Raw genomic sequence first — 26,386 nt, 5'->3', positions numbered from 1 at the left:
GCGCCCTTGGCCGCCGCACACGCTCGCCAGGCCTTGCTCAGCCGCACAAACGGCCCTCACACCGCTCCCGCTGCGCATCGGCTCCCGCCTCCTCGCGCCACTGCGGCAATCAGCAGCCACGCGCTCCCCACGGTCGATCGGCGGTTCGTTCACGGCTTGTCAGCCCTCGTCGGCCAGCGTCCGCAGCACGTCGGCCAGCACGCGTGCGCCGTGGGCCAGATCGGCCGGCGCGGTGTGCTCGCGCGGGTTGTGGCTGAGGCCGGCCGCGCTCGGCACGAAGATCATGGCCGCCGGTGCGATGCGGGCGATCATCTGCGCGTCGTGGCCGGCGCCCGAGGTCATGCGGCACACCGACAGGCCGCGCGCCCGCGCCCGGTCCTCGATCAGCTCGACCAGCCGGGCGTCGAAGCGCACCGGCGGGCTGTCGGCCAGCGCGCGGCAGCCGATGCGCAGGCCGTGCCCGGCGGCCAGGGCCTGCAGCCAGGCGTCCAGCTCGGCCAGGGCGCTGTCCAGCACGGCGGCGTCGGTGTGGCGCAGATCGACCGTCAGCGTCGCGCGGCCGGGCACCACGTTGACCAGGCCCGGATGCAGCGCCAGCTGGCCGACGGTGGCCACCATGCCGCCGCCGGTGCGCTCGGCCAGCGCGTGCAGCCAGACGGTCAGGCGCGCCGCGGCCAGGCCGGCGTCGCGGCGCAGGTCCAGCGGCGTGGTGCCGGCATGGTTGGACTGGCCCTCGATCGTCACCTCGCGCCAGGCGATGCCCTGCAGGTCCTGCACGGCACCGATGGTCACGCCCTCGGCCTCCAGCCGCGGGCCCTGCTCGATGTGCAGCTCGACATAGGCGGACGGCCGGATCGTGCCCACCGGCAGCGCGCCGTCGGCGCCGATGCGCCGCAGTTCGTCGCCCAGGCGCAGGCCGTCGCGGTCGCGGGCGTCGAGCGCCTGCTGAAGCGGCAGATCACCGGCATGCACCAGCGAGCCCATCATGTCGGGCTGCCAGCGCACGCCTTCCTCGTTGGTGAAGGCGGCCAGCGTGATCGGGCGCCGGGTGCGGATGCCGTGGGCGTCCATCCAGCGCAGCACCTCCAGGCCGGCGATCACGCCATAACTGCCGTCATAGCGGCCCCCGGTGGCCACGCTGTCGATGTGCGAGCCGGTCATCACCGGTGCGGCATCGGCCCCGTCCGCGCTGGCGGTGCCGGCGCGGGTGCCGAAGAGGTTGCCGATGGCGTCGACCTGCACTGTCAGGCCGGCTTCGCGCATCCAGGCCATCAGCTGGGCGCGGGCGTCGCGGTCGGCATCGGTCAGGGCCAGGCGGCAGACGCCGCCCTCGGGCGTGGCGCCGATGGCCGCCAGGTCCTGCAGGCGCTGCATCAGCGCGGCCTCGGTCGGGCCGTGGGCGGCCAGCCAGGTGGCCTGGGCGGCGTGCACGTCGGCGGCGCGGCGGCCTGCCAGTTCATCCCACAGCGCGGGCGCGGTGGCGCCTTCGGTGCCGATCAGCAGCACGTGCGCGTCGGCGTCCAGGCCGAGTGCGGCGCGGCCGGCCGCGTCACCCGCCAGGCGCTGCAGCGCGGCCAGGCCGGCGACGCCGGATTCGCCGATGACCAGCGGCACGTCGCCGTGCGGTGCCTCGGCCAGCGTGCGCAGGGCCTGCACGGCCGCGTCGTCGTCGAGGGTCATGAAGGCGTCGATGGCCGGCTGCAGCACACGCCAGGCCAGGGGCGAGGTCTCGCCGCAGGCCAGGCCGGCCATCACCGAATCCACGCTGCCGGTGGCGCGTGCCGGCGCACCGCGGAGCGCGCTCTGCAGCAGGCAGTCGGCCTGCGCCGGCTCGACGACGATGAGCTTGGGCCGCTGCGCGCCATAACGGTCCCACAACGGGGCCGCGATGCCGGCGGCCATGCCGCCGACGCCACCCTGCAGGATGACGTGGGTCCACGGGCAGGGGCCGTCGGCCGGTGCCAGTGCGAGCAGCTCGTCGACGATCACGCCGTAGCCCTCCATCACGTCGCCGGGCACGGCCTCGTAGCCGGGCCAGGAGGTGTCGGAGATGACCTGCCAGCCGTGGGCCTCGGCCAGGCGCGCGGCCTCGGCCACCGAGGCGTCGTAGTCGCCGCGGATGCGGAGGATGGTCGCGCCGTGGGCGGCGATGGCCGCCTCGCGCTCGGCGCTGACCTCGGCATGCAGCACGATCTCGCAGCGGCAGCCGATGCTGGCGGCGGCGGCGGCCAGCGCGCGGCCGTGGTTGCCGTCGGTGGCGCTGATGACGGTCCAGCCGGCGAGCTCGGCCTGGTGCTGGCCGGCGAACAGGCTGTGGCCGGTCCAGCCGCGGTCCGGCCAGCGGCGCAGGATCTCCTTGACCAGCGCGTTGGGTGCGCCCAGCGCCTTGAAGCTGCCGAGCGGGCTGCGCCGCGATTCATCCTTCAGCGTCAGCGCGCCCAGGCCGAGGGCGTGCGCCAGGCCGGGCAGCGACCAGGACGGCGTGGGCGCCGGGGCGATGCCGTGCCAGCCCGACAGGCGGGCGCGGGCGGTGCGCGCGCGGTCCAGGCTCAGCACGTCGCGCAGCGCGTCGGGGTAGGCGCCGGGGCGCACGTGGGGGTTCAGCAGCAGGGTCATGGTGGGGGCTCCGTGCGGGGGCAGGGCGGGTGCAGGCGGGTGCAGGTGGGTGCAGGTGGGTGTGTGGGGCGCCGGACGGTCACGGACCGTCCGTCAGGACAGGGGCCGGACGGCGGGGGCGGGGGCCGTGGTGGCCGGCCCGGTGGCGGGTCGGCCGATGCGGATACGGGGCTCAGCGTTCAGCCGCCCGCGAGCCGACCCGCGGGCAGCCGCAGCCGCGCCAGCTCGGCGAACCAGCGTGCGCCCAGCGGCACGATGGCGTCGTTGAAGTCGTAGCCGGGGTTGTGCAGCGGCACGCTGCCCGGGCCGCCACCGTCGCCGTTGCCGATGAAGACGAAGGCGCCCGGCACCACCTGCAGGAAGCGGCCGAAGTCCTCCGAGATCATCATCGGCGGCGTGTCGGCCTCGACCGCCGCCGCGCCGGCCACCGCCTGCGCGGCGCGCACCGCCCAGGCGGTGCAGTCGCGGTCGTTGACGGTGGGCGCGAAGTCGTGCGTGTAGTCGACCGTGCAGCGCGCGCCGTGGGCGGCGCCGATGCCGGCGGCGATCTCGCGGATGCGGCGCTCCAGCAGGGCCTGCACCACCGGATCGTCGCTGCGGGTGTCGCCCTCGATCACGGCGCGGCCGGCGATCGCGTTGCGGATGCCGTCGGTGTGGAACCGGGTGCAGGAGACCACCGCGGCCGCCCGCGGATCGACGCTGCGCGCCACCACCGTCTGCAGCGCCAGCACGATCTCGGCGCCGATCAGCAGCGCGTCGACCGTCTGCTGCGGCCGCGCGGCATGGCCGCCGCGGCCCTCGACGGTGATGCGGAAGTTGTCCTCGCTGGCCATCAGGCCGCCGACGCGGGTGGCGATGTGGCCGGTGGGCAGGCCGGGGATGTTGTGCGCGCCGTAGATCTCGTCGATCGGAAAGCGCGCCAGCAGGCCGTCGGCCAGCATGGCGGCCGCGCCGCGGCCGTGTTCCTCGGCCGGCTGGAAGATCAGGCGCACCGTGCCGTCGAAATCGCGCCGCCGGGCCAGCAACTCGGCCGCGCCCAGCAGCATGGCCATGTGGCCGTCGTGGCCGCAGGCGTGCATGCAGCCGTCGTGGGCCGAGGCCCAGGCGCGGCCCGGGGCCTGCTCCTGCATCGCCAGCGCGTCCATGTCGGCGCGCAGGCCGAGGGTGCGCGGGCTCGTGCCCACCGTCAGGCTGGCCACCACGCCGGTGCCGCCGATGCCCTCGGCCACCGTCCAGCCCAGCGCCTGCAGCAGGCCCGAGACGCGCGCGGCCGTGCGCTGCTCGGCGAAACCGGTCTCGGGGAAGCGGTGGAACTCGTGGCGCCAGCGCACCCAGCCGTCGTGCAGGGCCTGCTCGGTCCGGGCGTCGGTTTCGGTGGGATCGGCGGGCTGGGCGCCCGGGGCCTGGGTGGTGTCCATGGGCTGGATTCTTGGCCCCGGTCGGCGGGTGGATTCATCACGAAGCCGTGCATTCATGAGCTGAAAACCCGCCGATCGGCCGCATCATGGCGCATCCCGCACCCGATCGCTCCTGTCATGACCGCCGAACTCGATGCCCTCGACGCCCTGGACCGGGCCCTGCTCGACCGCCTGCAGCGCGACGCCGCGCAACCGATCCGCGCGCTGGCCGACCAGCTCGGCAGCTCGCCGACCACCTGCCAGCGCCGCATCGCCGCGCTGCGCGAGCGCGGCCTGCTGCAGCGCCAGGTGGCGCTGGTCGACCGCGTGCGGCTGGGCCGGCCGCTGACGGTCTTCGTCTCGGTCGAGCTGGCGCAGCAGAACGCCGCGCTGCTGACCCAGTTCGAGCAGCGCATGGCCGCCGAGGAGGCGGTGATGGCCTGCTACGAGGTCTCGGGCGAGTTCGATTTCCTGCTCATCGTCCATGCCGCGTCGATGGCGGATTACCACGCGTTCACGCGCGAGGTCTTCGCCTCCCACCTGAACATCCGCAACTTCAAGAGCATGTTCGCGATGAACTGTTCGAAGTTCGAGACCCGCATCCCGCTGCCGCCGGCACCCGCCGCGGCCGGCGCGGCCGACGCAAGCGCGCCGCCGGGCGCAGAGCCTTCCGCGGCCGCCCGTCGGCGCCGATCCCGCTGAAGATGAATTTGGCTATCGGTTGTATTTGATGGATTGATTGGATTGATGCGGGGCCGATTCCTAGACTGCCTGCACGTTCCCACCCCCCCTTCCGGAGACCGACCGCATGACCACCGAAGCCCGCTGCCCCTTCCCCCACGGCGCCACCCCGATCAAGGCCCGCGCCGGTGTGCGCGGCAACCGCGACTGGTGGCCGCAGCAGCTGGATCTCGGCGTGCTGCACCAGCGCGCGCCGGCCTCCGACCCGATGGGGCCGGACTTCGACTACGCGGCCGCCTTCGCCACGCTGGACCTCGACGCCGTGCAGCGCGACCTGCACGCGCTGATGACCGATTCCCAGGACTGGTGGCCGGCCGACTACGGCCACTACGGCCCGCTGTTCATCCGCATGGCCTGGCATTCGGCCGGCACCTACCGCGTGGCCGATGGCCGCGGCGGCGCGGGCAACGGCACGCAGCGCTTCGCACCGCTCAACAGCTGGCCCGACAACGGCAACCTGGACAAGGCCCGCCGCCTGCTGTGGCCGGTCAAGCGCACATATGGCCGCGCCCTGTCCTGGGCCGACCTGATGATCCTGGCCGGCAACGTCGCGCTCGAATCGATGGGCTTCAGGACCTTCGGCTTCGCCGGTGGCCGCGTCGATGTCTGGGAGCCCGAGGCCGACATCCACTGGGGCGACGAGGCGCAGTGGCTGGCCACCAGCGACCAGCCCGGCAGCCGCTACAGCGGCGAGCGCGAGCTGGCCCATCCGCTGGCCGCCGTGCAGATGGGCCTGATCTACGTGAACCCGGAAGGCCCGGACGGCCGGCCCGATCCGCTGGCCTCGGCGCGCGACATCCGCGAGACCTTCGCCCGCATGGCGATGGACGACGAGGAGACGGTGGCCCTGATCGCCGGCGGCCACACCTTCGGCAAGGCCCACGGCGCCGGCCCGGCCCACCATGTCGGGCCCGAGCCCGAAGCCGCGCCGATCGAGGCCCAGGGCCTGGGCTGGGCCAGCCGCCACGGCAGCGGTGTCGGCGCCCACGCCATCACCAGCGGCATCGAGGGCGCCTGGAAGCCCCATCCCACGCGCTGGGACATGGGCTATCTGCAGACCCTGTTCGGCCACGAATGGGAACTGACGAAGAGCCCGGCCGGCGCCCACCAGTGGAAGCCGGTCGGCGAGGCCGGCGCCGGCAGCGTGGTCGATGCCCACGACCCGACCCGCTTCCATCAGCCGATGATGACCACCGCCGACCTGGCGCTGCGCGCCGATCCGGCCTACGAGGCGATCGCCCGTCGCTTCCTGGCCGAGCCCGAGCGCTTCGCCGATGCCTTCGCCCGCGCCTGGTTCAAGCTGACCCACCGCGACATGGGCCCGCGCGCCCGCTACCTCGGCCCGCAGGTGCCGGCCGAGACCCTGCTGTGGCAGGACCCGCTGCCGGCGGTCGACCACCCGCTGGTGTCGGAGGCCGACATCGCCGCGCTCAAGTCGCGCCTGCTGGCCTGCGGGCTGAGCCCGGCGCAGCTGGTGCGCGCGGCCTGGGCCTCGGCCTCGACCTTCCGTGGCAGCGACCGCCGCGGCGGCGCCAACGGCGCGCGCATCCGGTTGGCGCCGCAGCGCGACTGGGCGGTCAACGATCCGGCCGAGCTGGCCTCGGTGCTGGCCACGCTCGAAGGCATCCAGGCCCGCTTCAACGCGACGGCCAGCGGCGGCGTGCGCATCTCGCTGGCCGACCTGATCGTGCTGGCCGGTGGCGCCGGCATCGAGGCGGCGGCGCGCGCCGGTGGCCAGACGGTGGTCGTGCCCTTCACCCCGGGGCGCACCGATGCCACGGCCGAGCAGACCGACGCCGCTTCCTTCGCCGTGCTGGAGCCGGCGGCCGACGGCTTCCGCAACTGGGCGCGGCCCGAGCTGCGCGCCCAGGCCGGCGCCACGCTGCTGGCCGAGATGCTGGTCGACAAGGCGCAGCTGCTGGGCCTGTCGGCGCCCGAGATGACGGTGCTGGTCGGCGGCCTGCGGGTCATCGGCGCGAACACCGGCGGCGCCACGCACGGCCAGTTCACCGAGCGCCCGGGCGTGCTCGGCCACGACTTCTTCGTCCACCTGCTGGACATGGCCACCACCTGGGCCCGCTCGCCGGCCCTGCCCGGCGTGCTGGAGGGCCGCGACCGCCGCAGTGGCGCGCTGCGGTGGACGGCCACGCCGGTGGACCTGGTCTTCGGCTCCAACGCCCAGCTGCGCGCGATCGCCGAGGTCTATGCCAGCGACGACGCCCGGGCGACCTTCGTGCAGGACTTCGTCGCCGCCTGGGTCAAGGTGATGGAGGCCGACCGCTTCGACCTGCGCTGACGGCGGGCCCGGGGGCATCCCCCCGGGGAATCCCTGATCCTGGCCGATGATCGGATGACCATGTCCGATCATCGGACAGGGGAACGGCGTCAGCCGTTCCCGGCCCCGGGCGGGCTGCCTACAGTCCGCCCCATGCCGATTGCTCTCCGATCCACCGCTGCCGCCACCGCCCACCATCCGATCACCGGCCGGACCCGTGTCTTCATGGTCGTCGGTGATCCGGTGGTCCAGGTCCAGGCGCCGCAGATCTTCAACCGCGTGTTCCAGCGCCATGGCGTGGACGCGGTGCTGGTGCCGGTGCAGGTGGCCGTGGCCGATCTGCCGGCCTTCGCGCGGGCCGTGCTGCGGGCCGGCGAGGCCTGCGGCGACGGCCTGGATGGGCGTGCGGACGCACGGTCGGCCGGCCCGCTGGGCGCCCCGGTCGGCGGCCTGTGGCTGACCATTCCGCACAAGACCACGCTGGTGCCGCAGCTCGCCGGCATGGATGCCGCGGCGCGTCTGGCGCAGTCGGTCAACGCGGTGCGGCGTGCGGCGGACGGCGGCCTGCACGGCGGCCTGTTCGATGGCAGCGGTCTCGTCGGCGCGCTGCACCACTTCGGCATCGACACCCGCGGCGCGCGGGTGCTGCTGGTGGGCACCGGCGGCGCCGGCGCGGCCATCGCCGCCGCGCTGCGGGCCGAGCCCCTGGCCGAGCTCGCGCTGCACGATCTGGGCTGCCGCGCCGCCGATCTGGCCCGGCGGCTGGACGACCCGCGCGTGCGCACCCCCGGCACGGCCGATCCGGCCGGCTTCGACCTCGTCATCCATGCCACGCCGCTGGGCCTGCGCGCCGACGATCCGCTGCCCTTCGATGTCGCGCGCCTGTCGCCGCATGCCCGTGTCGTCGACATCCTGATGAAGCGTGAGCCCACACCGCTGCTGCGCGCCTGTGCCCGGCGCGGCATCACCGCCCATCCCGGCTTCGAGATGCTGGTCCATCAGGTACCCGATTACCTGAGGTTCTTCGGCCTCGACGAGGTGGCCGCCGCCGTGCGCGACGACCTGCAGGACGTGCGCGAGCACCTGCTCCGCTGCTGATCCATTCCGGGCTGGCCGGCCCGATCCACCGTGCCGTTTCTTCATCCATCCACCCCCACAGAGGAGACTTGTCCATGAACATCCTGCGTCGCACCTTCCAGCTCGGCGCGCTGGCCGCCGCCCTCGGCACCTGCGGCCTGGCCGCGGCCAACGACATCGAGACGCGCACCATCAAGTTCCCGTCGGCCAGCAACAAGGGCCATCCGCAGGTCGTCGGCGTCGAGAAGTTCGCCGAGCTGGTCGCGCAGAAGACCGGCGGCAAGATCACCGTCAAGCCCTTTCCGGGCGGCACGCTGGGCCCGGACCTGCAGACCGTCTCCGCGATGCAGGGCGGCACCGTCGAGATGACGGTGATGAACGCCAGCCTGCTGGCCGGCAACGTCAAGGAGATGGCGGTCTTCGACTTCCCCTTCCTCTTCAACAACACCCGTGAGGCCGACGCCGTGGCCGACGGTCCGGTCGGCCGCAAGCTGCTGGACAAGCTGCAGGAGCGCGGTCTGGTCGGTCTGGCCTACTGGGATCTGGGCTTCCGCCAGGTGCACACCGCGAAGAAGCCGATCGCCAAGGCCGATGACTTCCAGGGCCTGAAGATGCGCGTCATCCCGACGCCGCTGTACGTGGATTTCATGAAGTCGCTCGGCGCCTCGCCGGTGCCCATGCCCTTCACCGAGACCTACACCGCGCTGGAGCAGGGGGCCATCGACGGCATGACCAATCCGCTGCTCAACATCCTCGACGGCAAGTACAACGAGGTCAGCAGGCACCTGACGATCACCAACCACATGTACACGCCGCAGGCGGTCATCGTCAGCAAGAAGTTCTGGGACAAGCTCGGCCCGGTCGAGCAGAAGATCCTGCGCGATGCGGCCCAGGAAACGGCGGTGTTCCAGCGCAAGGTCGCGCGCGACGAGGCGGCCCGCGAGCTGGCCGACATCCGCAAGAAGGGCATGACCGTGCACGAGCTGCCGCCCGAGGAGATCGCCAAGCTGCGCGAGCGCTCGAAGCCGGTGGCCGAGAAGTACACCAAGGAGCTCGGCCCGATCGTCGGCGAGATGATGGCCGCCGTCGAGAAGGCGCGCGCCGCCAAGTGACGCGGCCCTGAAGCGGCCGCGATGTGGCCACGACGATGACCGTTGGCGCGGTGCGCACGCATGCCGAGCATGCGCACCGCCGCCTCTGCAGGAGACGGACGATGACCCGGTGGTTGGATGGCTGGTGCCGTCTGCTGGAAAGACTGATGGTGGCGATGCTGGCGGCGATGGTGCTGCTGGTGGCCGCCAATGTGCTGATGCGCTATGCGTTCAACTCGGGCATCACCGTGTCCGAGGAGCTGGCGCGCTGGCTGTTCGTGTGGTTGACCTTCCTGGGGGCCGCGGTCGCGGTGCACCGCCAGGCCCATCTGGGCACCGACATGCTGACCTCCCGCCTGGGGCCCGGCGGCCGTCGGGTGTGCCGGGTGGTGGGCCAGTTGCTGATGCTGTGGGCGACCGTGCTGCTGCTGCGCGGCGCCTGGCAGCAGGCGGTGATCAACCTGGATGTTGCCGCACCGGTCACCGGCCTGCCGGTGGCGGTGTTCTATGCCGCGGGCGTGGTGTTCGCGGCCACCACCGGCGTGATGCTGGCCCATGACCTGTGGCGCACGCTCAGCGGCCGCCTCGGTGACGACGCGCTGGCCATGGTGCAGGAATCCGAGGATCTGGCCCAGATCCACGAGCTGCAGCTCGACCGCAGCCAGACCTTCAAACCGCACGGATGAGGCCCTGACCATGACCGTCATCGTCTTCCTCGGCTCGCTGCTGGCCGTGATGGCCCTCGGCGTGCCGATCGCCTATGCGCTGCTGCTGTCGGGCGTCGCCCTGATGGCCCAGCTGGACATGACCGATGCGCAGATCCTGGCGCAGAACGTCATCAACGGCGCCGACAGCTTTCCGCTGCTGGCGATTCCCTTCTTCATGCTGGCCGGCGAGATCATGAACGTCGGCGGCCTGAGCCGGCGCATCGTGCATCTGGCCCTGACCCTGGTCGGCCATGTGAGGGGCGGGCTCGGCTTCGTCGCCATCGTCGCGGCCTGCCTGCTGGCCGCGCTGTCGGGCTCGGCCGTGGCCGACACGGCCGCGCTCGCCGCGCTGCTGCTGCCGATGATGAAGCGCGCCGGCCACGACCCGGCCAAGTCAGCCGGCCTGATCGCCTCGGCCGGCATCATCGCGCCGGTGATCCCGCCGTCGATCGGCTTCGTGATCTTCGGCGTGGCGGCCAATCTGTCGATCAGCAAGCTGTTCCTGGCCGGCATCGTGCCGGGTCTGCTGATGGGCGTGTCCATCGCCATCGCCTGGTGGTGGGTGGCCAAGAGGGAGGCCATCACCCCGCCGCCCAAGGCCAGCCTGGCCGAGCGCTTGAGGGCCCTGCGCGAGGCCGGCTGGGCGCTGGTGCTGCCGGTCATCGTCATCGTGGGCCTGAAGATGGGTGTTTTCACGCCGACCGAGGCGGCGGTGGTGGCCGCCGTCTACGCGCTGCTGGTCTCCACGCTGGTCTACCGCGAACTGGGCTGGCACCAGCTGCATGAGGTGTTCCTGAGCGCGGCGCGCACCACGGCCGTCATCATGTTCCTGGTGGCCGCGGCCATGGTCAGCGCCTGGCTGATCACGGTGGCCGACATCCCCGGCCAGATGATCGCCTTGCTGGAGCCCTTCATGGGCAACCAGACCCTGCTGCTGATCGCCATCATGCTGCTGGTGATGGCGGTGGGCACGGCGATGGACATGACGCCGACCATCCTGATCATGACGCCCGTCCTGATGCCGGTGGTCAAGGCGGCCGGCATCGATCCGATCTACTTCGGCGTGCTGTTCATCATCAACAACGCGATCGGCCTGATCACGCCGCCGGTGGGCACCGTGCTCAACGTGGTGGCCGGCGTCGGCAAGATGAAGATGGACCAGGTCACCCGCGGTGTGCTGCCCTTCATGACGGCGCAGTTCATCGTCATGTTCCTGATGGTGATCTTTCCGCAGATCGTCACCGTGCCGGCGCAGTGGTTCGCCACGCGCTGAACGCGCCGGATCTGCAGCCGGGCCGGGATCGCCTGCACGAGGGCACGCGGCCGCGGCGTGCCGTCGCCGCCGGCGCTGGCCACAATCGGCCGATGACCCACCCCATCGAACAGGCCAGCGCTGCGCTGCTGGACGCCCGCCGCCATCGCCGTACCGTCGCCGTCACCGCGGCCCTGGCCGACGAGGCCGCGGCCTATGCCGTCCAGGATCAGGTGCTGCACGGCCTGGCCGGCGCGGCCGTCACCCATTGGAAGTCCGGCGGCCGCAGCGTCGCCGAGCAGACCCATGCGCCGCTGCCGGCCGCCGGCGTACGCGCGGCACCGGCCGATCTGCGCGACTTTCCCTTCCTGAGCTTCCGCGGCATCGAGGCCGAGGTCGCGCTGCGCCTGGCGCGCGACGTCACGCCCGAGGAGGCTGCCGCACTGACCGTCGACGCCGCCCGCGCGCTGGTCGACGCCATGGCCGTCACCATCGAGGTCTGCGACAGCCGCTGGACCGAGGCGCGCGAGGCCGCCGCGCTGGCCAAGCTGGCCGATCTGCAGTCGCATGGCGCACTGGTCGTCGGCGCCTGGCAGCCGTTCGACGCCGGGCGTGACTGGTCATCGCAACGCTGCAGCGTGTGCATCGGCGCTCAGGACGAGCGCGTGTTCACCGGCACCCACACGCTGGCCGATCCGGTGGCCGTGCTGCCGCGCTGGCTGCAGCACCTGAGCCGTGACGGCCGCACCGTGCCGGCCGGCACCGTCGTCACCACCGGCTCCTGGTGCGGCATGCTGCCGGCGGCCGCAGGCGACCGCGTGCAGGTGCGCTTCGACGCTCTGGGTGAGGTGACGGTGCAGCTCTGAGGCCGTCACTGAGGCCGTCAACGGCGTCGGCCCCCATCCACGCTCAAGCGCCTGCCGCGTCCGCATCACGCCAGGCCTGCAGCCGCTGCTGCCAGGCGCGCAGCGCCGGCGGCGGATGGGCCTCGGCGATGGCGGCCAGCCGCTCCAGCAGCGCCTGCTGCTCGGCATCCAGCGTCGGTGCGAACACCGGCGTGACCGTGACGACCAGATCGCCTCGGGCCGCGTCGGCGCCGCGCGCCTGCGGCAGCCCCTGGCCCGGCAGGCGGTAGACCAGGCGCCCGCGGCGCAGCCGCATCTGCAGCGCCCCGGTGGGTGAGGGCACCTCGACCCAGCGCTCGGCCAGCCAGGCGCAGCCGTCGACCGGCAGCTCGCTGCGCAGCAGGCCCTCGGCATCGACGCGCAGCAGCGGGTGCGGCGTCCAGCGCACCTCGAGGGCCAGCCGGCCATCGAAACCGCCGCGGTGCCCGCCACCGCCGTCGGCGCTCAGCCGGTCGCCGTCGCGCAGGCCGGGCGGCAGGCGGACCGTGCAGCGGTAGTGCCGCGTCAGGGCGCCCGCGCCTTCGCAGACCGGGCAGGGCTGCTGCCGCAGGCCGGTGCCGCCACAGTCCTCGCAGGGCGTGGACCTGGGCGGCCAGGCCACCCACCAGTCCGAGCGGCGCTGGCCGCTGCCCCGGCAGCTGGCGCAGCCCAGGGGCTCGCCGGCGTGGCCACTGCCGGCACAGGCGCCGCACTGCTCGCGCAGCCGGCCGCGCAGGCTGCGCGTCGCGCCCCGCACGGCCTCTTCGAGCGACAGGCGCACCCGGCGCCGGACGACACGCGGCGGGCCGTCGGCATCGGCATCGGCGCTGCCAGCGCCACCCGCTTCACCCGATTCACCCGCGCCTCCCGCGCCCGTGCCGGACGCCGCCCGGGGACCGGCACCGCCGCCGGCCGCCCCGGCGTGGGCCTCGCGGGCCTGCGGGCGCGCGCCGGAGGCCGGCTCACGCGGCGCGTCGCCGCCCGGCGGGCCGTCGTCTGCGCCGGCCTCGCGCACCGTGGCCAGCCGGATGCGGTCGTAGGCGGCGTTGATGCGCTGCATCAGGGCCGCGGCCTCGGCCGCCGGGTTGCGGTCCGGGTGCCAGTGCGAGACCAGCCGGCGCCAGGCGGCCTTGACCGCGGCGGCGCTGGCGCCCGGCCGCAGCCCGAGTTCGGAGTAGGCGTCGTCGATGTCCAAACCGGTTCCCGTTGACGGCGATGGCGTCGATTGTGGCTGCAGGCCGGCGGCCGGCGTGCGCTGGCGGCCGCATCCCGACGCCCGGCTTCGCGGGATGGACCTGCCGTCTCGGCGGGGCCGCGGCCCGGAGCGGCCCGCTTCAGTCCATGCGCTCGAGGCTGCTGCGCGGGCCCGCGGCGGCACCGCGCTGGATCCGGGGCATGCGGGCCCCGGCTGGCCGCAGGGGCCGGCATGACGTAGGCTGTCGCCCGCCGATGCGCACGAGGGGTGCGTCGCCGGCCGGAGACCTCGCGGCGTGCGCCACCTCGACCTTCATCTGCTCCACACCTTCAACACCATCGTCGAGTGCAACAGCCTGTCGCTGGCGGCGCGGCGGCTCCACAAGACGCAGGCGGCGGTCAGCATCCAGCTCAAGAAGCTGGAGGAACTGGTCGGCCGGCGTCTGCTCGACCGGGGTCACCAGGGCGCCGCCTTGACGCCGGATGGCGAGCGTCTGCTGCAGTACGCCCGCCGGCTGCTGGCCGTCAGTGAGGAGGCGCTGGGCCTGTTCCGCAGCGAGGAGCTCGGCGGCGTGGTGCGTTTCGGCATCCCGGACGACTACGCCAGCGCCTTCCTGAGGCCCGTTCTGCAGCGTTTCCGCGAACGTCACCCGGCCGTGCAACTGCGCATCCGCAACGACATCAGCCACCATCTGTTCACCGCCCTCGACGAGGGTGAACTCGACCTTGCGCTGCTCACCCAACGGAATGGCGAGGCTGGTGCCGAGCTGCTGCGCGGCGAGCCCCTGCACTGGGTGGCCGCGCCTGGCTTCACGTTGCCGGGATCGGGCCCGCTGCCGCTGGCTCTGTATCCCCATGGTTGCAGTTATCGCCAGCAGATGCTGCAGGCGCTCACGCTGGCGCAGCGCGACTACGAGATCGCCTGCGAGTGCACCGGTGTGACCGGTGTGAACCTGGCCGTCGACAGTGGCCTGGCGCTGACGGCGACCATCGAGTGCCTGATCGATCCGGCCTGGCGCCGGCTCGATGCCCAGGCCTGCGGCCTGCCGCCGCTGGGCCTGGTGATGATCGAGCTGCGGCGGGCCCGGCACGCTGTCTCACCCGCGGTCGAGGGCTTCGCGGATGAGCTGCGACGGGTCGTCCGTCAGCGGTAGCGCCAACGGTTGACCACCGGGGCATGGATGTCCCAGCGCCCGGTCGCACCGGGCTCGATGGTCACGCAGTCGCCAGTGCGTACGGTCACCGGGGTGTGCTCGCCGAGGTGGATCTCGGCCTCGCCCTGCTGGACGATGAACTGCACGCCGCGGTCATAGACGTGCTCGTAATGGGCGGCCGTGCCGGTGTCCCACAGGTCCCAGTCGGCACATGACGACTGTTCCTGCGGGGTGGCGGGGCGGACGGTGATCGATGACATGGTGGTGTTCCTTGTGAGCGGTCGGATGCGGCGCCTCAGGCGCGCAGGCGGCGGTCGGCGTGACGGGGGCTGTCGGCATGGCGCGGGCTGTGGCGGTTCGCGCCACAGCCGCCCTGTTCATGCCAGGGCAGAGGCTCGGGTGGCAGCGGCGGCTGGCCGAGCACCAGGTCGCAGGCCTTTTCGGCCAGCATGATGGTCGCGGCGTTGATGTTGGCGCTGGGCACCGAAGGGAAGACCGAGGCGTCGATGACCCGCAGGCCGTCGATGCCGCGGACCCTCAGGTCCGGGCCCACCACGGCCATCGGATCGTGCGCCGGTCCCATGCGGCAGGTGCCGCAGGGGTGGTAGGCGCTGGCTGCATCCTCACGGATGAAGTCGTCGAGTGCCCGGCCCTGGCGGATCTGCGGCCCGGGCGTGTCCTCGCGGTGCAGGAATCGCCGCAGCGCTGGCTGGTGCGCGACGTCCAGACCCAGACGCAGGGCTTCGCGCATCACGCGCCAGTCCTCGTCCGTGGCCATGTAGTTCGGATCGATGCGCAGCGCGTCGGTGACGTCGCGACTGCGCAGGCGCACCCGGCCGCGGCTGGTCGGCCGCATCGGTCCCACCCCGATTCGGTAGCCGTAGGTGGTGGGCACCGGGATCCACTGCTTGTCGAAGAAGACCGGGAAGAAATGGAACTGGATGTCGGGATGGGCGATGTCCGGCGCGCTGTTGAGAAAGGCGCCGACATGGCACTGGTTGACCGCCGCCACACCCTTCTTGAAGCCGAACCACTGGATGCCGGCCCACAGCATGCGGTGGGGCTGCAGTTCGCGGTTGAGCGAGACCGGCTCCCGCGTCTCGATCTGGATGTGGCATTCCAGATGATCCTGCAGGTTCTCGCCGACGCCGGGCAGATCGGCCTGGCAGGGGATGCCGTGCTCGCGCAGATGGGTGGCGGGACCGATGCCCGAGAGCATCAGCAGCTGCGGCGAGCCGAAGACGCCGCAGGCCAGGATCATCTCGCGCCTGGCCCGCACCTCCACCATCCGGCCCTTGTGGCGCACCTGCAGGCCGGTGGCGCGGCCGCCTTGCAGCCGGATCCGTTGCACCTCGCAGTGCAACCAGATCGTCAGTTGTGCGTCGCGCGGACGGTCGTGCAGATAGCCGTAGGCGCTGCTGTTGCGCACGCCGTCGCGCACGCTCATCTCGAAGCGCGAGACACCTTCCTGCCGCAGGCCGTTGACGTCGTCGGTCAGCGCGAAGCCAGCCTGCTGGCCGGCCTCCAGGAAGGCCGCGTTGAGCACGCCCAGCGTCTCCTGCCGCTGGGCATGGATGGGCCCGTGCGCACCGCGGTGGCGGCTGTCGATGCGTCGGGTCTCGATCTTCTTGAAGTAGGGCGCGCAGTCGGCCCAGCCCCAGCCGGTGGCCCCCTCGGCTTCCCAGCGTTCGTAGTCCAGCGCATGGCCACGCAGCCAGGTCATGCCGTTGATCGAGGAAGAGCCACCGAGCACCCGTCCGCGCGGCTGCTGGATGCGGCGCCCGCCCAGGTGGGCCTGCGGCTCGGTCTCGAACCACCAGTTGTACCTGGAGGTCGGCTTGAAGGCCGAACGCAGCCCGGCCGGCATGCGGATGATCCACGAACGGTCCGATCCACCTACTTCCAGCAGCAGCACCGCATGTCCGGCGTCAGCCAGGCGGCGTGCGAGCACGCAGCCGGCTGAGCCGGCCCCGGCGATCACGTAGTCGAATTCTGTGTCCAAGACAGGCTCCGCGCAGCAGTCCGTGGTCGTGGCGTCAGCGCAGCCATGCGTCGACCGTCGTGCGATTGGCGTCGATCCAGGCACGGGCGCCCTTGGCTGGCGTGGACTGACCCTGGGCGATGATCTCGGCCATCAGGCTGCCGAGCGAGGCATCGTCCATGCGGAAGTTGCGCAGCCAACGGTCGACCTCGGCATGTTCACCGCGGAAGGTCTTCGACGAGATCGCGTGGATGGCGTCGGTCTTGCCGTACAGGCCCTTCGGATCCTTCAGGTAGCGCAGCTTGTACCTGGACCACACCCAGTGCGGCTTCCACAGCGTCACCACGATGGGCTGCTTGCGCTGGATGGCCCGTTCCAGCGTGATCAGCATGCCGGACTCGGAGGAGGCCAGCACGTTGAACTCCAGACCGTACTGCACCTTGGCCTTGTCCGTCGCACCCATCAGGCTGCTGCCGGCCTCGATGCCGTAGACCGTGGGCGTGCCGCCGCCTGTGAACTCGGTCTTGCGGGCATTGAGCTGATCGATGCTGTCGACGGTGACGTAGTCGGGCACGGCCAGACCCATGTTCGCTTCCAGGAACCAGGGGCCGATCAGCTCGACGTTGTCGCGCACCTTGGAGAAGGCGGGTTCGTCCAGGTGGGGCAGCCAGACTTCGAAGGTGAGGTCGATCTGGCCCTTGGCGACGCCGCCGTAGAGCATGGCCTTGTCCGCGTTCTGCAGCTTGACCTGGCGGCCCTTGCCTTCAAGCAGCAGTTTCCAGAGGTTGGCCACCGCGATGTTCTCGGCCCAGTTGTTGACGCCGATGGTGATGGCCTTCTCGGCCGCGCTCGATGCGCCGCCGGCCAGCAGGGCCAGCGACAGGGTCGCGGCCTTCAGGAGACTTCTCAGGAGTTTCATGTCCTCACTCGCGTGATGTCGATGGGGTGGGAATCAGGGCCGGCCGGCGAGGGCAGTATGGGTCGGCCGACCGGTCTGCGGGTGGTCTGGCGGGCATTGAAGTTTTGCAAGCCCTCCATAAACGATCGTCATGCGTGCTCAGGCCAGCAGCGCGTCCTCGAAAGGAAAACGGGACAGCAGCCGGGTGCCGGTGTCGGTGACCAGCAACTGCTGTTCGAGCTTCACGCCCTCGCGGCCACCGGCCTCGCCGATGTAGCTTTCCACGCACAGCGTCATGCCCGGGCGGATCTCGCCGTCGTAGCCTGAAGCCGGGAAGTCCGCGTGGTGGTACAGATAGGGGTACTCACCGGTCATGCCGCAGCCGTGGGCCGACAGGTAGTAGCGGTTCGCGTGGTAGCGCGCCGGGATGTTCCAGGCCCGCTCGCTGTACTCGCGGAAGGACAAGCCTGGCCGGATGACGTCCATGTTGTGGTGCACCTGCTCGTGGGCCAGCTGGTAGAGCGTGCGTTGCGCGGCTGTCGGGCGGTTCGGCCCGGCATGGAAGGTGCGCGAGAAGTCCGAGTAGTAGCCGTGGCAGCCGACCACGTCGGTGTCCAGCGCGATCAGCTCGTCGGCCTCGATCACGCGGCTGGATGTCTCCTGAAACCAGGGGTTGGCACGCGGCCCCGAGCTGAGCAGGCGGGTCTCCACATAATCGCCATCCTGGGCGATCACCGACTGGTGCAGGATCGACCACAGCGCGTTCTCGGTGATGCCCGGGCGGATGGCCTCACGCAGGCGACCGACGGCCCGCTCGGTGGCCCGCAGCGAGGCCTCGATGCATTGCACCTCCGCGGCCGACTTGATGGCCCGGGCCATCTCGATGGGCTCCTGCGCATCGACGATGCGCAGACCACAGCCCGACAGGGCGATCGCCACCCCGGCATTCAGCCGCTCCAGGCCCAGGCAGGCCTGCGGCCCGACACGCTCGCGCACGGTGTCGGCCATCTCGGCCGCCCAGGCCCGCTCGCGCTGCACGATCTGCGGACCCGCGGCGACGAAGCTGGCCGTGCTCGACGCGCGCACCTCGCTGATCGTTTCCAGCCCGGCGGCCAGGTGCTCGCAGCCGGTGAACTCGTGGAGGATGGATTCGGTCGGCGTCAGCAGCAGATAGCGCGAGGGTGCGTTGCGCGCGCAGAAGATCTGCATGTTCCGCGCGCCCGTCGCATACCGGATGTTGACCGGATCGCTGATCAGCAGGGCGTCGATGCCGCGCGTCTGCATCTCGGCGCGCACGCGCGCCAGCCGGTAGCGGCGGACGGCCGCCAGATCGATGTCGGGCGGCGGGGACACCTCGGTGCCGTCCCGCCCCCAACCGGCAGGATCAGTGTCGTCGGCCTGGGCGCCGTGCCAGTCCAGGATCGTCATGGAAGTGCTCCTCGGGTTTTGAATCCGGATTCACTTTACGAATGCCCTTCTGGCGTGTACACAGCTGGATATTCATCGTCATCGATAACCTGAAGTCATGAAGAGCCTGCGCCACCGGTTGCCTTCGCTGACCAGCCTGGTGGTCTTCGAGGCCGCGGCCCGCACCCTGAACTTCACCCGTGCGGCGGCGGAGCTGCATGTCTCGCAGGCGGCCGTCAGCAAGCAGATCCGTCTGCTGGAGGACTTCGTCGGCGCCCAGCTGTTCGAGCGTGAAGGCCGGCGCGTTCGTCTGTCGGCGCGTGGTCAGCAGCTGCAGGCCAAGGCCAGCGCCTCCTTCCACTTCCTGGCCGAGGCGGTGGAGGAGATTCGCGGGCAGCCGACCACGACGACCATCACGGTGGCCGCCAACACCGCGGTCTCGCACGGCTGGCTGGGCGAGGTGATGCGGCATTTCCGTGAGCGCCATCCCGGCTTTGCCGGCTGCATCCGTACCGTCACCTCCGATCGCACGCAGGACCTGTTCGACGAGGCGGTCGATATCGCGCTGGCCTACGACGTGCCGGCGCGCGCGGGTTGGACGGCTCGCCCGTTGTTCGAGGAGGAGCTGTTTCCGGTGGCCAGCCCCGACTACATCCGCCGCCATCCGCAGCCCTGCGACAGCCCGCAGGCGCTGCTCTCGCACGTGTTGCTGGACTACGAGCGGCTGGAGCCCAACTGGATCAACTGGGCGGCCTGGTTCGGGGCGCTGGGCGTCGAGGCTGCGCGCCTGCGGCCGATGGAGTACGGCAACAGCCACGGCGTGCAGCTCGATGCGGCGCGGCGCGGCCGTGGCGTGACGCTGGGCACCCGTCATCTCGTCGACGAGGACCTGGCCAACGGGAGGCTGCAGCGGCTGTCGCCGTTCAGCGTGCGCTCGGGGCGCTCGTATCACCTGCTGGTCAATGGCACCCGGTCGTCTCGCCCGCAGCTCGGCGAGCTGGTCGACTGGCTCTCCCGGCATGGCGAGGCGGCGCGGCTGGCCACGGCTGGCTGAACGCTGCTGGAAGAGCGCGGCTGGCGCTGCCTTGCCAAGCCGCGTCGCTCCCGTTCAAGTCCTCGCAGGTCCGGCCTGCCAGAGTCCGCGCCAGGACCACCCGCGAGACGGCGGTGGGGTGGTCTCCTGTCGCCCGCCGCGGGCGGCCGACGGTCAACCTACCGCCGCGAGACCCACAAGAGGAGACTGCCATGTCAAGCAACCGGGGCGTGGTCTATCTGGGCCAGGGCCATGTCGAGGTCCAGTCCATCGCCTTTCCCGAGCTGGTCAATCCGTCCGGGCGCGTCGCCCAGCACGGCGTGATCCTGAAGGTGCTGACGACCAACATCTGCGGCTCGGACCAGCACATGGTGCGCGGCCGCACCACCGCGCCGGCCGGCCTGGTGCTGGGCCACGAGATCACCGGCGAAGTGCTGGAGGCCGGCCGTGACGTCGAGACGCTGCGCAAGGGCGACATCGTCTCGGTGCCGTTCAACGTGGCCTGCGGCCGGTGCCGCACCTGCAAGGAGCAGCACACCGGCGTGTGCCTGAGCGTCAACCCGTCGCGTGCCGGCGGCGCCTATGGCTATGTCGACATGGGCGGCTGGATCGGCGGCCAGGCCGAGTACGTGATGGTGCCGTACGCCGACTTCAACCTGCTGAAGTTCCCCGACCGGGCACAGGCGATCGAGAAGATCCGCGACCTGACCTGCCTGTCCGACATCCTGCCCACCGGCTACCACGGCGCGGTGACGGCCGGGGTGGGCACCGGCAGCACGGTCTACGTGGCGGGGGCCGGGCCGGTGGGGCTCGCGGCCGCCGCCTCAGCCCGACTGTTGGGTGCCGCGGTGGTCATCATCGGCGACATCAACCCGGCGCGGCTGGTCCATGCACGGGCCGTCGGCTTCGAGACGGTGGACCTGTCGCAGGACGCCAGCCTGGGCGAGCAGATCGCGCAGATCCTGGGCACGAACGAGGTCGATTGCGCGATCGACGCCGTGGGCTTCGAGGCGCGCGGCCACGGCCACGCCGGCTCGCAGCAGGAGGCGCCGGCGGCCGTGCTCAACTCGCTGATGGAGATCACGCGCGCGGCCGGCAAGATCGGCATCCCCGGCCTGTACGTGACCGAGGATCCGGGCGCCACCGACAAGGCCGCCAAGCAGGGCTCGCTGAGCCTGCGTCTGGGTCTGGGCTGGGCCAAGTCGCACAGCCTGCATACCGGCCAGACACCGGTGATGAAGTACAACCGTGGTCTGATGCAGGCCATCCTCTGGGACCGCATCCGCATCGCCGACATCGTCGGCGTGCAGCTGATCGGCCTCGACGAAGCGCCCGAGGCCTATGCCGCATTCGACGCGGGTGCACCGAAGAAGTTCGTCATCGATCCGCACGCGCAGATCGCGCGGCAGGCCGTGGCGGCCTGAGCGCCGCCCCGCCTGAGGCCTGCGGCCTCAGGCCGCCGGGCGGGCGTCCGACCGGGCCTCCGGGCCGTCGTCGGTCGACAGCGCCTGCGGGCAGTGCCAGGGCGTCACCAGACGCCCGGCGTCATCGGCCAGTGCCTCGATCGTGATGCGCGGGGGCTGGCTGATGACGCCGCCGAAGATGGTGGCGAAGGCCACGTCGGCCGCGTCGCGTCCGGTGCCCAGGCGCACGAAGCCCATCGGGATCGCCGTGCCCGAGGGGTCGAACAGGTACCAGCGTCCGCCCAGATAGACCTCCACGTAGGCATGGAAGTCGGTCGGGCCCAGGGCCGGATCGGCGCCGTAGTCGATGCCGGTGGCGAAGCGCGCCGGGATGCTCAGGGCCCGGCACAGCGTGATCATCAGGTGCGCGAAGTCGCGGCAGACGCCGACCGTCGACAGCAGCGTGTCGAGTGCCGAGGTGCTGCTGTCCGACGCGTTGTTCTGGAAGGTGATGCGCCCGTGCACCCAGTCGCGCACCGCCTGCACGCGGGCATGGCCCGGGGCCATCGCGCCGAACTCGCGCAGGGCCAGCTTCATCAGCCGGTCCGACGGGCAGTAGCGGCTGGGGTAGATGTACTGCAGCACCGCGGTGGGCAGCTGCGAGACCGGCACCTCGGCCAGCGACGAGGGCGCGGCCATGTGGTGGATCAGGTCCACCGTGGACGTGTAGGACACGTGCAAGGGGCCGGCGGCCGCGTGCACCCGAAGCAGGCGGTTGTGGCTGACCGGTTCGGTGTCGATGCGGGTGACCGGTGAGGGGCTGACCGCCAGCTGTTCGTGCAGCAGCCGCTGGCGCGCGGTGCGCGCCGCGTGGATGTTGAAGACGAAGTCCGCGTGCGGCGAGGTGACGAGGTAGTCGAGGTCGAGCGAGAGTCGCAGACGGGTCACGCGCAGGACCCCGCACGGGCACGGCAATGGGGCGGACGAAGGGACGACATGGTGCATGCCGGACCGGCCGGCGGTCCGTGGGAACGACGATGACCGAGTACAGCACGGATCGGGCCATGCGGGGGCCCTGCGCCGGCCAGCGTGCCCTCGCATGGCGCGTTGGACGGCCTGAAGTGTCCGCTCTCGCCCCGGACACGGGATGCGTCGATCCGGTGCGCTGTCTATCCTCGGATGAAGCCACTTTCGACATCCGGAGGATTCTTGTTCACGCATCCCATCGTCGGCCTGCTCAGCGCACTGGCCGCACTGTCCATCGGCACCGCACACGCCACCACGATCTACACGCAGGCCACCGGCACCGGTGCCATCGCGTCGCCCGGCAGCTTCGAGGTCCAGTTCGCCGGCAACGGGGCCACCACGGCCACGCTGGCCTTCACGCTCGAGGGCTATGGGTCGCTGGACGGCAACCACAGCGTCTACGGTGACGTCTTCCACCTCACCATCAACGGCACCGAGGTCTACACCGGCAGCTTCGCCATGGGCGGGCTGGGTGCCAATGCCGTCTCTCTCGATCTGCTGGGGGCCACCGTCGACACAAGCGCGACGGGCGGCGGGCTGAACTGGTCGGGTGGCCATGTCGGCTTCTCGGTCGACTTCGCGCTGCAGTCGGGCATCAACACCGTGACCTTCGGCTACACCGGCTTCGGCCAGACCGTGGGTGACGAGGCCTGGGGCATCCGTGATGGGGTCGTCAACGCGGTGTCCACCGCGTCCACGGTGCCGGAGCCGGCGTCGCTCGCGCTGATGCTGGCCGGCCTGGGCGTGGTCGGCGCCGGGGCCGGAGCTGGTGCTGGCCGACGCCGGACCTGAGGAGACGGCCCGGCCGTGCGGCCGGGCCACGGAGCGGTCGACAATGGGCGCGGACCGCGACCGGATCGCGCCGGCACCTCCGGCCGGCCGGGCGGTGCATCAACCGCCACCGGATGCCGACCCGATGACCGCTCCTCCTGTTGCCGCAGCCCCTGCATCCGCCGTCCCTGCATCCGCCGTCCCGATGGCGCGTCAGGATCTCACCGGTCTGATCCTGGCCGGCGGCCGCGGCAGCCGCATGGGTGGTGTCGACAAGGGCCTGCAGCCGCACCGTGGCCAGCCGCTGGCCTGGCACGCGCTGCAGCGCCTGCGGCCACAGGTCGGCGCGCTGATGATCAATGCCAACCGCAATCTGGACCGTTATGCGGCACTCGGTGAGCCGGTCTGGCCCGATGTGCTGCCCGATCAGCCGGGCCCGCTGGCCGGCTTCCTGGCCGGGCTGGCCCATTGCACGACGCCGTGGCTGCTGACCGTGCCTTGCGACACGCCGTTCTTCCCCCTGGATCTGGCGGCCCGCCTGATCGCCGCGGTGCAGGCCGAGGGTGCCGAGCTGGCGATCGCCGCCACCCGCGAGCTGCCGGACGAGGGCGCGCGCGCCGCCGGCCGGCGGCCTGAGGCCGATGGCCGTGTGCTGCAGCCGCAGCCGGTGTTCTGCCTGCTGCCGCTGACCTTGCGCGACAGCCTGACCGACTTCGTCGCCAGCGGCCGCCGCAGCATCGACCGCTGGACGGCGCAGCACCGCTGCGCCACCGTGGTCTTCGACGATGCCGCGGCCTTCGCCAATGCCAACACGCCCGAGGAGCTGGCGCGCTTGCAGGGCTGAGGCGGGCGGGCGGAGGGATGGACGGGTGCCGGCGCTGTGCCTGCACCGCGCTTCAGATGCACTTCAGGTTCGCGGCCTTCAATGCATCCGTCGGTCAACACCGGCCGATGACCACCTCCTGAGGATGCCCATGATGAAGACGACCGTTGCCGCCATCGCCCTGACCGTCACCGCCGGTACCGCCTTCGCCGGCCCCGCCTGCAACGTGCCCGAGGCCCAGTGGCTGAAGCAGGACGATGCCAAGGCCAAGCTGACGGCCCAGGGCTACGAGATCAAGACCTTCAAGGTCAGCAAGGGCAAGTGCTACGAGATCTACGGCAAGGACAAGGCCGGCAAGAAGGTCGAGATCTATTTCGACCCGGCCACGCTGGCCATCGTCAAGCAGGAATCCTGAGCGGCCTCGGCGTCGGAGCCCGCGCATGACGTCCACCGACAAGCCCGCTGTCGCCATCCGGGTCTGGGACCCGTTCGTGCGCATCTTCCACTGGACGCTGGTGGCCTGCGTGCTCCTCAACTTCGGTGTCGTCGAGGAGGGCGAGGACCTGCACCAGTGGCTGGGTTGGCTGGCCTCGGGCCTGGTCGCCGCGCGGGTGGTCTGGGGCTTCGTCGGCACGCGCCATGCGCGCTTTGCCGACTTCTTCCCGACGCCGCAGCGCATCCGTCTGCACCTGCAGGCGATGCGGCGGCGTGAGCCCGACGCCCATCCCGGCCACAACCCGCTGGGCGCCCTCATGATGCTCGTGCTGATGGCCCTGGTGGCCGCGCTCGGCCTGACCGGCTGGATGCAGACCACCGACCGCTGGTTCGGCGAGGAATGGCTGATGGAGCTGCACGAGGCGCTGGCCAACGGCCTGATGGTGCTGGCCGGCGTGCATGCGGCCGCGGCCATCGTGATGGGCCGGCTGCAGCGGGTGAATCTGGTCAAGGCCATGATCACCGGCGTCAAGCGCTGGTCTTGAGGCGCGATGCCCGGCCGGTCCGGCCGGGCCGCCCTTCAGCCCCGCGGCTGCCAGACGATGATCGCCATGCCGGCCAGCGCCACCGCGGCGCCGGCCAGATCCCAGGGCGTGGGCCGGATGCCGTCGACCGCCCACAGCCACACCAGCGCCACGCCGATGTAGACCCCGCCATAGGCCGCATAGACCCGGCCCGAGGCGCCCGGGTGCAGCGTCAGCAGCCAGGCGAACAGTGCCAGGCTGGCGGCGGCCGGCAGCAGCAGCCAGGCCGGCCGGCCCTGCTTCAGCCAGAGCCAGGGCAGCCAGCAGCCGACGATCTCGGCCAGGGCGGTGAGGGCATACAAGAGCAGGGTGCGCATCTGCGGGATTCTGCTCAGGGTCGGGCCCGGTGGGCTCCTGTGCAGGCCTTAGCATCGCGCCCATGTCGCTGTCGATCCATGAAAGCCCGCTGCTGCCGGTGGCCCGGCCCTGGCGCCTGGCCGCGCGCGGCCTGTTCGCCGCGCTGCTGGGCGTGATCAGCTTCCTTGCGCTGTATCCGGACCCGCCGCGGATGGCCGATACCGGCTGGGACAAGGCCAACCACGCGCTGGCCTTCGCGGCGCTGGCGGCCGTCTGGCTGGCGGCCTGGGCCGTCAGCCGGCGGCGGCTGTGGCAGCCGGTGGCGGCGCTGATGGGCTATGGCCTGCTGATCGAACTGCTGCAGGCCGGCATTCCCGGGCGCAGCGCCGATGGGGCGGATCTGGTCGGCGATGCGACCGGGCTGGCGCTGGGGCTGGCCTTCGCGGCCGGTGTCGGCGGGTGGCTGCGCCGCCGGCAGGCGCGGCGCGTGCGCGCGGCCGTGCTCAGCGCAGCAGCCAGTCGTTGAAGGCGCGGGCCGCGTCGCTGGCCTGCTCCATCGGCGCCATGTGACCGGCGCGTGGCACCACCACCAGGCGGCCGACGCCCTCGGGCATCAGCAGGCGCATCGCCTCGTGCGGGGCCGGCGGTGACCAGCCATCTTCCTCGCCCGACAGCAGCAGCGTCGGTGCGGTGATGGTGGGCAGCACCGGGCGGGCGTCCGGCCGGTTCAGCAGCGCGTGCTGCTGGCATTCGAAATGGGCCGGCGTCTTGCGCGCCAGCATCGCGACGATGCGCTCGACCAGCGCCGGATCGCCATGCAGCCGGGCCGGCGCCACCATCGCCTGCACCCACTGGCGGGCCATCACCGCCACGCCCTCGGTCTGGGCGATGGCCAGCAGGCCCAGTCGCTGGGTGCGTTCGCGCTCGCCGGCCTCGCCGTGGGCCAGGGGCACGGCGCCGGTGTTCAGCAGCGCCAGGTGGCTGATGCGGTCGGGTGCCAGGCGCCAGACCTCCAGCGCCACCCGTCCACCCATCGAATGGCCGGCGAGCGCGAAGCGCGGCGGCGCATCGGCCAGGATCTGCTCGGCCATGCCGGCCAGGGTGTCGGCCATGCCGTGGTCGATCACCCGCACCTGGCGGGTCTGGCCCAGCGGGTCCAGCGTCCGCAGGGCCTGGCGCAGGTCGGCCCAGCAGTCGTCATCACACATCAGGCCGGGGACCAGCAGCAGCGGGGTGGGTGTCATGCGCGCGATTGTGGGTCGGTCGCCGTGCGCTGCCCATCGGGATAGCGCAGGGGTGACGCGGCCGCGCGGAGCGTTGGACAGGGTCATCCATGCAAT

General features: G+C 71.8%; 24 protein-coding genes and 2 pseudogenes. 15 read left to right on the top strand and 11 right to left on the bottom strand.

Going from position 1 to position 26,386, the window contains the following annotated elements:
* Positions 1 to 159 precede the first annotated feature (159 nt).
* The 3 genes and pseudogenes from AACH11_RS22975 to AACH11_RS22965 all read right to left on the bottom strand — a co-directional run.
* Positions 160 to 1,368: pseudogene (locus tag AACH11_RS22975) on the bottom strand (M20 family metallo-hydrolase); the annotation flags it as partial.
* A gap of 45 nt (positions 1,369 to 1,413) precedes the next feature.
* Positions 1,414 to 2,616 (bottom strand): annotated as a pseudogene (locus AACH11_RS22970) (diaminopropionate ammonia-lyase); the annotation flags it as partial.
* A gap of 179 nt (positions 2,617 to 2,795) precedes the next feature.
* The gene (locus AACH11_RS22965) at positions 2,796 to 4,034 is read right to left on the bottom strand and encodes an amidohydrolase (protein WP_341376619.1); all 1,239 of its coding nucleotides are present in this window, start codon (positions 4,032 to 4,034) and stop codon (positions 2,796 to 2,798) included.
* Between the two features lie 117 nt (positions 4,035 to 4,151).
* Here AACH11_RS22965 and AACH11_RS22960 point away from each other — a divergent pair, with 117 nt between their 5' ends.
* The 7 genes from AACH11_RS22960 to AACH11_RS22930 all read left to right on the top strand — a co-directional run bounded on the left by AACH11_RS22960 (position 4,152) and on the right by AACH11_RS22930 (position 12,022).
* Positions 4,152 to 4,715, top strand: a complete 564-nt coding sequence (locus AACH11_RS22960) for an Lrp/AsnC family transcriptional regulator (protein ID WP_341376618.1) — start codon at positions 4,152 to 4,154, stop codon at positions 4,713 to 4,715.
* A gap of 106 nt (positions 4,716 to 4,821) precedes the next feature.
* A complete protein-coding gene (katG, locus tag AACH11_RS22955; RefSeq protein ID WP_341376617.1) occupies positions 4,822 to 7,050 on the top strand; it encodes a catalase/peroxidase HPI in 2,229 nt (742 codons plus the stop codon).
* A 132-nt stretch (positions 7,051 to 7,182) separates the two neighbouring features.
* The gene (locus AACH11_RS22950) at positions 7,183 to 8,127 is read left to right on the top strand and encodes a shikimate dehydrogenase family protein (RefSeq protein WP_341376616.1); all 945 of its coding nucleotides are present in this window, start codon (positions 7,183 to 7,185) and stop codon (positions 8,125 to 8,127) included.
* Between the two features lie 74 nt (positions 8,128 to 8,201).
* Positions 8,202 to 9,218 carry a TRAP transporter substrate-binding protein gene (locus tag AACH11_RS22945; protein ID WP_341376615.1) on the top strand — a complete coding sequence of 339 codons (1,017 nt, stop codon included), beginning with the start codon at positions 8,202 to 8,204 and terminating at the stop codon, positions 9,216 to 9,218.
* 101 nt (positions 9,219 to 9,319) lie between these two features.
* Positions 9,320 to 9,883, top strand: a complete 564-nt coding sequence (locus AACH11_RS22940) for a TRAP transporter small permease (protein WP_341376614.1) — start codon at positions 9,320 to 9,322, stop codon at positions 9,881 to 9,883.
* A 10-nt stretch (positions 9,884 to 9,893) separates the two neighbouring features.
* Positions 9,894 to 11,177, top strand: coding sequence for a TRAP transporter large permease subunit (locus AACH11_RS22935; RefSeq protein ID WP_341376613.1), 1,284 nt, complete (start codon positions 9,894 to 9,896; stop codon positions 11,175 to 11,177).
* Between the two features lie 92 nt (positions 11,178 to 11,269).
* Positions 11,270 to 12,022: a fumarylacetoacetate hydrolase family protein gene (locus AACH11_RS22930; RefSeq protein WP_341376612.1), complete on the top strand. Its 753-nt coding sequence runs from the start codon at positions 11,270 to 11,272 to the stop codon at positions 12,020 to 12,022.
* Positions 12,023 to 12,065: 43 nt separating this feature from the next.
* Here AACH11_RS22930 and AACH11_RS22925 read toward each other — a convergent pair whose 3' ends face one another.
* Positions 12,066 to 13,235 (bottom strand): DnaJ C-terminal domain-containing protein, encoded by a 1,170-nt coding sequence (locus tag AACH11_RS22925; RefSeq protein WP_341376611.1) that lies wholly within the window; start codon positions 13,233 to 13,235, stop codon positions 12,066 to 12,068.
* A 295-nt stretch (positions 13,236 to 13,530) separates the two neighbouring features.
* Here AACH11_RS22925 and AACH11_RS22920 point away from each other — a divergent pair, with 295 nt between their 5' ends.
* Positions 13,531 to 14,388, top strand: coding sequence for a LysR family transcriptional regulator (locus tag AACH11_RS22920; protein WP_341376610.1), 858 nt, complete (start codon positions 13,531 to 13,533; stop codon positions 14,386 to 14,388).
* Here the strand turns inward: AACH11_RS22920 and AACH11_RS22915 are convergent.
* From AACH11_RS22915 to AACH11_RS22900, 4 genes are all read right to left on the bottom strand, one after another.
* Positions 14,379 to 14,648, bottom strand: a complete 270-nt coding sequence (locus AACH11_RS22915) for a cupin domain-containing protein (protein WP_341376609.1) — start codon at positions 14,646 to 14,648, stop codon at positions 14,379 to 14,381. The genes AACH11_RS22920 and AACH11_RS22915 overlap by 10 nt on opposite strands.
* A gap of 35 nt (positions 14,649 to 14,683) precedes the next feature.
* Entirely contained in the window at positions 14,684 to 16,390 is a 1,707-nt protein-coding gene (locus tag AACH11_RS22910) for a choline dehydrogenase (protein ID WP_341376608.1), read from the bottom strand.
* Positions 16,391 to 16,424: 34 nt separating this feature from the next.
* Positions 16,425 to 17,288 (bottom strand): glycine betaine ABC transporter substrate-binding protein, encoded by an 864-nt coding sequence (locus AACH11_RS22905; RefSeq protein ID WP_341376607.1) that lies wholly within the window; start codon positions 17,286 to 17,288, stop codon positions 16,425 to 16,427.
* Positions 17,289 to 17,426: 138 nt separating this feature from the next.
* Positions 17,427 to 18,695, bottom strand: a complete 1,269-nt coding sequence (locus AACH11_RS22900; RefSeq protein WP_341376606.1) for a M24 family metallopeptidase — start codon at positions 18,693 to 18,695, stop codon at positions 17,427 to 17,429.
* Between the two features lie 97 nt (positions 18,696 to 18,792).
* Here AACH11_RS22900 and AACH11_RS22895 point away from each other — a divergent pair, with 97 nt between their 5' ends.
* Both AACH11_RS22895 and fdhA read left to right on the top strand, forming a co-directional pair.
* Positions 18,793 to 19,728, top strand: a complete 936-nt coding sequence (locus AACH11_RS22895) for a LysR substrate-binding domain-containing protein (RefSeq protein WP_341376605.1) — start codon at positions 18,793 to 18,795, stop codon at positions 19,726 to 19,728.
* Positions 19,729 to 19,919: 191 nt separating this feature from the next.
* A complete protein-coding gene (gene fdhA / locus AACH11_RS22890) occupies positions 19,920 to 21,131 on the top strand; it encodes a formaldehyde dehydrogenase, glutathione-independent (protein WP_341376604.1) in 1,212 nt (403 codons plus the stop codon).
* A gap of 27 nt (positions 21,132 to 21,158) precedes the next feature.
* On the opposite strand, the gene AACH11_RS22885 is transcribed toward fdhA, so the two are convergent.
* Positions 21,159 to 22,058, bottom strand: coding sequence for a transglutaminase-like domain-containing protein (locus tag AACH11_RS22885; RefSeq protein WP_341376603.1), 900 nt, complete (start codon positions 22,056 to 22,058; stop codon positions 21,159 to 21,161).
* A 261-nt stretch (positions 22,059 to 22,319) separates the two neighbouring features.
* Between AACH11_RS22885 and AACH11_RS22880 the strand changes: the two genes are divergently transcribed.
* The 4 genes from AACH11_RS22880 (at position 22,320) to AACH11_RS22865 (ending at position 24,710) form a co-directional block, all read left to right on the top strand.
* The gene (locus AACH11_RS22880) at positions 22,320 to 22,928 is read left to right on the top strand and encodes a hypothetical protein (RefSeq protein WP_341376602.1); all 609 of its coding nucleotides are present in this window, start codon (positions 22,320 to 22,322) and stop codon (positions 22,926 to 22,928) included.
* 184 nt (positions 22,929 to 23,112) lie between these two features.
* Positions 23,113 to 23,751: a molybdenum cofactor guanylyltransferase MobA gene (gene mobA / locus AACH11_RS22875; protein WP_341376601.1), complete on the top strand. Its 639-nt coding sequence runs from the start codon at positions 23,113 to 23,115 to the stop codon at positions 23,749 to 23,751.
* Positions 23,752 to 23,884: 133 nt separating this feature from the next.
* Positions 23,885 to 24,145: a PepSY domain-containing protein gene (locus AACH11_RS22870; RefSeq protein ID WP_341376600.1), complete on the top strand. Its 261-nt coding sequence runs from the start codon at positions 23,885 to 23,887 to the stop codon at positions 24,143 to 24,145.
* Positions 24,146 to 24,170: 25 nt separating this feature from the next.
* Complete coding sequence (locus tag AACH11_RS22865; protein ID WP_341376599.1) at positions 24,171 to 24,710, top strand: cytochrome b/b6 domain-containing protein; 540 nt, start codon at positions 24,171 to 24,173, stop codon at positions 24,708 to 24,710.
* A 35-nt stretch (positions 24,711 to 24,745) separates the two neighbouring features.
* On the opposite strand, the gene AACH11_RS22860 is transcribed toward AACH11_RS22865, so the two are convergent.
* The gene (locus AACH11_RS22860) at positions 24,746 to 25,066 is read right to left on the bottom strand and encodes a YnfA family protein (RefSeq protein WP_423228802.1); all 321 of its coding nucleotides are present in this window, start codon (positions 25,064 to 25,066) and stop codon (positions 24,746 to 24,748) included.
* A gap of 62 nt (positions 25,067 to 25,128) precedes the next feature.
* On the opposite strand from AACH11_RS22860, the gene AACH11_RS22855 reads away from it, so the two are divergent.
* Positions 25,129 to 25,572 (top strand): VanZ family protein, encoded by a 444-nt coding sequence (locus tag AACH11_RS22855; protein ID WP_341376598.1) that lies wholly within the window; start codon positions 25,129 to 25,131, stop codon positions 25,570 to 25,572.
* On the opposite strand, the gene AACH11_RS22850 is transcribed toward AACH11_RS22855, so the two are convergent.
* Positions 25,550 to 26,290 (bottom strand): alpha/beta fold hydrolase, encoded by a 741-nt coding sequence (locus AACH11_RS22850; protein WP_341376597.1) that lies wholly within the window; start codon positions 26,288 to 26,290, stop codon positions 25,550 to 25,552. The genes AACH11_RS22855 and AACH11_RS22850 overlap by 23 nt on opposite strands.
* Positions 26,291 to 26,386 lie beyond the last annotated feature (96 nt).

Source organism: Pseudaquabacterium rugosum (genome assembly GCF_038066575.1).
Lineage (GTDB): Bacteria > Pseudomonadota > Gammaproteobacteria > Burkholderiales > Burkholderiaceae_C > Pseudaquabacterium > Pseudaquabacterium rugosum.
Note: the sequence above shows the minus strand (reverse complement) of the source record. Positions and strands in the feature narration are given on the sequence as shown.

Bases quoted from the DNA above. Each gene is read 5' to 3' on its own strand.
- AACH11_RS22965 (WP_341376619.1), bottom strand. From the start codon at position 4,034: ATGGACACCACCCAGGCCCCGGGCGCCCAGCCCGCCGATCCCACCGAA.
- AACH11_RS22960 (WP_341376618.1), top strand. From the start codon at position 4,152: ATGACCGCCGAACTCGATGCCCTCGACGCCCTGGACCGGGCCCTGCTC.
- katG (WP_341376617.1), top strand. From the start codon at position 4,822: ATGACCACCGAAGCCCGCTGCCCCTTCCCCCACGGCGCCACCCCGATC.
- AACH11_RS22950 (WP_341376616.1), top strand. From the start codon at position 7,183: ATGCCGATTGCTCTCCGATCCACCGCTGCCGCCACCGCCCACCATCCG.
- AACH11_RS22945 (WP_341376615.1), top strand. From the start codon at position 8,202: ATGAACATCCTGCGTCGCACCTTCCAGCTCGGCGCGCTGGCCGCCGCC.
- AACH11_RS22940 (WP_341376614.1), top strand. From the start codon at position 9,320: ATGACCCGGTGGTTGGATGGCTGGTGCCGTCTGCTGGAAAGACTGATG.
- AACH11_RS22935 (WP_341376613.1), top strand. From the start codon at position 9,894: ATGACCGTCATCGTCTTCCTCGGCTCGCTGCTGGCCGTGATGGCCCTC.
- AACH11_RS22930 (WP_341376612.1), top strand. From the start codon at position 11,270: ATGACCCACCCCATCGAACAGGCCAGCGCTGCGCTGCTGGACGCCCGC.
- AACH11_RS22915 (WP_341376609.1), bottom strand. From the start codon at position 14,648: ATGTCATCGATCACCGTCCGCCCCGCCACCCCGCAGGAACAGTCGTCA.
- AACH11_RS22905 (WP_341376607.1), bottom strand. From the start codon at position 17,288: ATGAAACTCCTGAGAAGTCTCCTGAAGGCCGCGACCCTGTCGCTGGCC.
- AACH11_RS22900 (WP_341376606.1), bottom strand. From the start codon at position 18,695: ATGACGATCCTGGACTGGCACGGCGCCCAGGCCGACGACACTGATCCT.
- AACH11_RS22895 (WP_341376605.1), top strand. From the start codon at position 18,793: ATGAAGAGCCTGCGCCACCGGTTGCCTTCGCTGACCAGCCTGGTGGTC.
- fdhA (WP_341376604.1), top strand. From the start codon at position 19,920: ATGTCAAGCAACCGGGGCGTGGTCTATCTGGGCCAGGGCCATGTCGAG.
- mobA (WP_341376601.1), top strand. From the start codon at position 23,113: ATGGCGCGTCAGGATCTCACCGGTCTGATCCTGGCCGGCGGCCGCGGC.
- AACH11_RS22870 (WP_341376600.1), top strand. From the start codon at position 23,885: ATGAAGACGACCGTTGCCGCCATCGCCCTGACCGTCACCGCCGGTACC.
- AACH11_RS22865 (WP_341376599.1), top strand. From the start codon at position 24,171: ATGACGTCCACCGACAAGCCCGCTGTCGCCATCCGGGTCTGGGACCCG.
- AACH11_RS22860 (WP_423228802.1), bottom strand. From the start codon at position 25,066: ATGCGCACCCTGCTCTTGTATGCCCTCACCGCCCTGGCCGAGATCGTC.
- AACH11_RS22855 (WP_341376598.1), top strand. From the start codon at position 25,129: ATGTCGCTGTCGATCCATGAAAGCCCGCTGCTGCCGGTGGCCCGGCCC.
- AACH11_RS22850 (WP_341376597.1), bottom strand. From the start codon at position 26,290: ATGACACCCACCCCGCTGCTGCTGGTCCCCGGCCTGATGTGTGATGAC.